This window comes from Rosettibacter sp. KY25, from assembly GCF_057554405.1.
In genome coordinates, this window is the sequence record NZ_BAAJAO010000046.1 from 1 (window position 1) to 6,118 (window position 6,118).

General features: G+C 37.2%; 6 protein-coding genes. All 6 read right to left on the minus strand.

Translation table 11 applies throughout. The features are described 5' to 3' along the window. The coding region (locus AC27L2_RS13600; protein ID WP_487212313.1) for a major capsid protein at positions 1-1,201 on the minus strand (1,201 nt) is incomplete at its 3' end. Between the two features lie 32 nt (positions 1,202-1,233). Then, positions 1,234-2,448 (minus strand): rolling circle replication-associated protein, encoded by a 1,215-nt coding sequence (locus AC27L2_RS13605; protein WP_487212314.1) that lies wholly within the window; start codon positions 2,446-2,448, stop codon positions 1,234-1,236. 621 nt (positions 2,449-3,069) lie between these two features. Then, positions 3,070-3,267, minus strand: a complete 198-nt coding sequence (locus AC27L2_RS13610; RefSeq protein WP_487212315.1) for a hypothetical protein — start codon at positions 3,265-3,267, stop codon at positions 3,070-3,072. Positions 3,268-3,798: 531 nt separating this feature from the next. Beyond that, complete coding sequence (locus AC27L2_RS13615; RefSeq protein ID WP_487212316.1) at positions 3,799-4,968, minus strand: hypothetical protein; 1,170 nt, start codon at positions 4,966-4,968, stop codon at positions 3,799-3,801. A 70-nt stretch (positions 4,969-5,038) separates the two neighbouring features. Continuing rightward, positions 5,039-5,476, minus strand: coding sequence for a hypothetical protein (locus AC27L2_RS13620; protein WP_487212317.1), 438 nt, complete (start codon positions 5,474-5,476; stop codon positions 5,039-5,041). Between the two features lie 9 nt (positions 5,477-5,485). Continuing rightward, positions 5,486-6,118: major capsid protein (locus AC27L2_RS13625; RefSeq protein ID WP_487212318.1), on the minus strand; the 633-nt coding region annotated here is incomplete at its 5' end.

The following is a 6,118-nucleotide window of genomic DNA, read 5'->3' on the forward strand; positions in this document are numbered from 1 at the left end:
TAATACCGTGTTCGGTAGAATCGAACTCAATAGTACCACTACTCAAGGATCCAATGCCTTTACCACCAAGATCACCAATAGAAGCATGAGAACCATCAGAAGCAGCATTACCATTAGTAGAAACAACTTCACTTACTACAATGGAGTTATCGAAGCCACCAAGGAAGCGAGCATCATTAGCACGAGATTCAGGGACTTTGAAACCGAAATGCGCCTCTATCTGTGAAGCGTAATCCAATCCATTAGCACGGCGTGTAGCTTCCAACATCTTATCAAGAGCAAACGCAGCACGAAGATCATTAACACTGAATGAAGAAGAAGAAACAGTACCACTATCCAAAGATACTGAACCACTCTTATTATTAGTGAGAATGACATTTCCATTGCCACGTACATACTCAGGGAGGTTAAAAATACCATCTGAATAGTTAGGCGTAGGCTTCATAGAAGTCAACCAATCCTTTGCATAAGGACGGTAACGCATCTGACAGAATTTAAGAGCAACATCAGGTTCAATAGTCAAGTTGGAATCATCTGCATAGTCATCCACATTAAATGAACGAACATCTGAAGGCGTCCAATCCTGATTACGATAAAAGTCGTTAAATATCTTCTGATAAGCTAGCAAGCGGAAAGGAGATACCTTACATATAAATATAGAAGAAGGTTCTTTATCATCCTTAGATGGAAGATAAGCAGTAGAAGTAATCAGATTTTCAAGATTCATGAACTTACCTTTGTTGGTAACTCCATAGTTCAACATGTTAAGCAGCTTAGCAGCACCTTCAGAATAATTGAAACCTTGTGAATCCATATCAGACGTTTTCAAACGTGTAATAAGCTTACCAAGATCAAACGTAGGTACTGAAGAACAAATTTGATTATAGTTCGTAGTACCGTTCTTCTTGACACCATTAAGCGCAGAATGTGGGTTGTTAGTTCCAACAATGAATTGATCGAACCATTGCCACAGAGAACGATAAGACACAAAGAAAAAATGATAATACTCTTTCATACGAGCATAAGAAGCAGTATTAAGAGTAGTTGTACGTACAAGATCCTGAACAGAGAATTTAAAGTGTTCAGAAGGGTTAACTTCCCAACAACCAATTGGTAATAACTGACCTGCTTTAGCAGAGAATATTCTGCGTGAACTCAGATCAAAACCATTACGAGCAAGCCGAGGTTTAGGAGCAGGCATTTTAAATAGACCCATAATAATAAATTTTAAAATTAAACAAACATATATTTATTAAGTATCTCATTAAGTTTCTTATTCTTAAGAGAATCATTATGTATCTTTTGATAACGGGCAACATTCTCAGAGTAGAAATGAGAACCATATTGACGGACATGGTAGAATAACCATCCATTAAGATTACCATCAGCGTCATACAATACAGAGGAATCAAGACCATAAGTAGACATGATGGAACGCCAAGGAGAACAAAGGAAAACTTCACGCCTACGTGGGAGTTTTCTCATTAAATCCAAATCAAAGTCTACAAGGTGACAAACGGGGTTACCACTATCAACATAAGAAACTTGATATTCATATTGAGTTTTCAAAAGATACATATCTTTATGATAATAGTAATCTTCCAATGCACATACAAACATTTCAGGAGTCCAATTATAGCGCTTACAGAAATCCAAGCACATAAGGGAAGCATGTATATCAACATGAGGGTAAGCAGCGTAATCAAACTCGAATGGTAACAAAGACTTATAATCTAAGCCTTTTTGCTCATAGTCATACGCAAGCGCATATATTCGAACTCTTTCAGAATGAGATATACGGCGGTATCCTTTACACTTTGGCAAGATCCTATTTTCAAGACTACGGGGAGGACAGACAAATTCAAACTCATTTGTGGACTTATTAAGGCAATTTCTTCCATAAGTTCCGTTAATGACATTTTCATACAACGCTTCTTCATCATCCTTACCATACCCGATACAAGGATGTTTACTTGCCAGATGGAATGTAGAGGTAAATTCAGTGCGTAAAAACGACGGTAAATCGCAATCGCCGTTAACATATTTCGCAACGTATTGACTTGCACTACTGTTGACGAGTGAGAAGTCCGTATTACCGTTCTTCCAAGTTTCACGTATAAGGACGTTAAGTTCGTTGTGGAGTATTTCGCTATCGTACCACAAAATGGCATGATAATGCGGACGAAACGTGTTAGGTCCATACTCGGAACAAATGAAGTATCTGATTCTGTATTCATTTCCACGGGGTTTAAGTTTATAATCTATCTTACTGCGTAGACGCTTGAAAAAGTCCTGAACATCTTTTTTACATGGATAAGCAAAGCAAACAGTATCTTCCATACCTACGGGAGGAATAGGACGAGCAATTTCAGAAGATACAAACTTACCATTATCACAACCACGGTTACTACACCATACATCAGTACGAGAACCATCTATATTAAACAATGGTGCATAATAGGGAAGATGATCATTATCATAAGTAAGCGTAAGGAATAAGGAATAACGATGAAAAGAGCACTCAGAATCAATCCTATTTGCCCAAGATGAAGCGTAAGAACTACGACAACGAACACATTTACGACAATTAGTATACAAGAATTCACCAATATAACGATTGTAAATGCGGTGAGGGCGTAAACAAGGATTAATATTTCCGAGTGCTCGAGAGAACATAATAACTAAAAACTAAAACAAATTAACGAACTGAATCAGGATGTACTATAACATTAGTAACATGCTGAGATTTTCCTACGGATCCATGATAATGGAACTTTTCTGCATCCATAGAAGAATAACAAGAGGTTAAGTACAAGGCGATTGATACGGCAATAAAACCACCGATAGTAAACTCAAAAAGGGCACGGCCGTTCTTGTCGAGAGAAAAGCGTACGTTCTTGAAGAAGTCTTTGACGTTCAGTTTCATTTTTACAAGATTTTAAAGATTCATAAAAGTTATAGATTTCTAGCGTTTCATGTGGATCAGGACAATCAAGACACATGAAGTCTATACATCCAATAGTATCACGAAAAGGACAATTTACATAACGAAGTTGAGCAAGTTTATATCTATCCATTAAAATTAGTACAGATAAAATCAATGCAAGATGCAAAGGAACGAAATGCAAGATAATTATCCGATACATGATCAGGAAGATTATCATCACGCCAACGTACAACATAAGTATGAACACCGTTACGGGGATCAACGTAATGCTGAATTGTTACTGACATCATTAAAGTATGTCTAGTAGTACGCCATAGCATCGGTACTCTGTCATTTACCATAAGAATAGAATTAATTAAATAATGTTACTAGCGCAAAAATAAATAAAATAATATAATCAACAGTATGTTAACCTAAAATTTAACATATATTTAACACTTAAACAACAAAACTACATTGGATAAAATAGTTTCTGTCAGTTTTTGTGATATTGGTCAAGGGGATGCAATCACGGCAGAATGGTTAAAGCCGTGACACTTCGTGAAACTGATAGAATTCACATTTATTAACAGAACGGCAGCACATTACATAGAAAGAAGTATTTACGGGGTCGTCGGCATGCTCCTCCGCGCCTAACGGAGTGCGGTTAGGATACGGGGGCTACGCTGTCAAGGCTTATTGCATAACCTTGACGGATTACCGATATACAACAAAAAAGCCACTCCGAAGAGTGACTAATTAAAGAGATTGTAGACTAAAATACAAATACCTAGAATAGAAGCTAAGCAAATGAACAATAGCCAATAATAAAACAAAAATTTTAAGATACGATAAAAATCAATCATAATACATTATCTAAATCCACGAATTGTATGAGGTTTAGGACGAGCAATATTACGAGAGATACCAATAGCAGCACCAGAAGCAAATGGAACAAAACCACTAATCCAACGTACCCAATTATTAGCATTATAATGTTTCTGATCTCTATCAGATGTAATACTTTCATTATAAGAAATATGAGCTTGAGTACTAGCAGTCTTAGCATCACTATGATACGTGTCAACTACATAATTTTGTATCATTTTAGAAGTAGCATTATCAATTTTAATACCAGCAGTACGAGCAGCACTCTCAATAGCACCAGCAACAAGACTTTTTATTTCAGCAATGCCAACCATACGATTAGTATTAGCATTCATACGATTAGTATCAGCATTCATACGATTAGTATTAGCATTTTGTTGGTCAATACCAATGTGCATCCATTCACTAAGAGAATGAACTAAGATAGAATTAAACTGCGCTTTAAACATCTGCTCAGCATACTTATCCTGGATCCCAAGATTAATTTCAGAAAGCTTGTTTTCAATATCCTGATGAACGTTCTGAAGAATAAGACTTTTATTCGTTTCCTGAGCGTTCGCAACAGACAAATCAGATAACTTAATATAATTACCTAATGTATCACGCTTCATTTTAAAATCAAGATCAAGTAAGCCAGTTTGAGAATTTAAAACACCCGTATGAGCATTCATATTACCAACATAAGCAGCATTAAGACGATCTATCCAATTAGCCTCTGCATTCGTCTTTCGAGCCTGAGCAATGGCAAGTTCATTTTGTGCATACTGACTGATGATAGTTCCTGCGGACATCATACCGTTAGCCATGTTAACATCAGGCTGCATTTGAGCAGCATGCATTTGAGGAGCAGGGGCACTTTGTAAAGCTGAAGTAGTATTACCTGTCTGAACATTACCTGCTGCAATATAAGGGTTAATACCTGCTTCTGCATAACGTTGCATCTGAGCTGAAGGAGTATTATAAGCATTAGCTTCATGATACATCTTTTCATTAAATGCATTAGACTCCTGAAAGAGTTGATAATTCATCTGATTAGTCTCACGGGCAATCTGCAGATTAGTTTGGTTAGTCTTACGATTACTAGCACTGCCCATGGCACCACCGGCGATAGCTGAACCGGCAGCTATAAGAGCGGGAATTATAGGAAATGGCATAACATTACTATTTTAATTAAAATTACCCCCTACAAGAGTAGGGGGCGGATTCACACAGTATCAAATAATATCACTCAGGGGAACCGGCGGCGTTAGTCGTTGGCTCGGGTTCATTAGTAACATTATTCGAAGTGTCTAACGTAGTACTATCATCAATATTGCGTAGATCATCAACAAAATCACGATAGCGGTCAAGTTCTACAGGATCCGACAGATAACGAGATGGTATAATAGATAATATATCATCATCCGTTAAGTCCTTAGGTGAAGATACACCTTTGATCTGAACTAACTGTGATACTATCAACTGTTTTTCAGTATCACTAACCTGACCAGAGAACAGACGTGACAACATATCGTCACGATGACCCGTCAAAGGGTTTATTGGACAAAGCGTATTATACAATGTATCATCTATAGGAGAGATACCGTTATTTAAGCCGTTAACCTCTAATGGAGGAATTGGAATTGTATAACAATCCTTTGGCATTCTATCTAAATGATTCATAAGGCAAAATTAAAGAGATGATAAACCAGTGACAGACATAGGGCGTACTGCCTTGACGTCTAAGAATGAATTAACGATGAAGTGATCAGCTTGTACGGCAGAAGTTAAGAAGATCGGGTTAACCAAATTTGGGTTAATATAGAAGTTCCTAGAAGACCAATGAGAGCGATTACCTTTTTTACGATAATCATCACCTCCTTTATTTTCTGGGGCAATCTTTTTATCTGTATCTCCGTAGCCGAAATCAAAACGAGGTGTACACCAATAAGACATTGATTTACCTGACTCGAAATCACCGAACACAAGATCACGGGCGGTCTTATACTCATTATAACGAACCTGATAACCTAATAAGTTATTATTAAGTTCTATATCTGAGAAGCCTGCTTGTGTACTATTCATACCGAGAGTAGAGCAAATCAGATCAGAACCAATCAAAGCTTGATAACCAAGATCAGCAAATTCAGGTTGATAGAACTGTTCACGGGTCAACTTCCTATTGAAAGGATCAAGATAAGAAGCATTATATTCACTCTGTGGAGCGACCGAGTAAATACACATGATAATACCGTGTTCGGTAGAATCGAACTCAATAGTACCACTACTCAAGGATCCAATGCCTTTACCACCAAGATCACCAAT

What these genes read in the sequence shown, in the direction of transcription:
- AC27L2_RS13620 (WP_487212317.1), bottom strand. Translation starts at nt 5,476, where the DNA reads ATGAATCATTTAGATAGAATGCCAAAGGATTGTTATACAATTCCAATT.
- AC27L2_RS13615 (WP_487212316.1), bottom strand. Translation starts at nt 4,968, where the DNA reads ATGCCATTTCCTATAATTCCCGCTCTTATAGCTGCCGGTTCAGCTATC.
- AC27L2_RS13610 (WP_487212315.1), bottom strand. Translation starts at nt 3,267, where the DNA reads ATGCTATGGCGTACTACTAGACATACTTTAATGATGTCAGTAACAATT.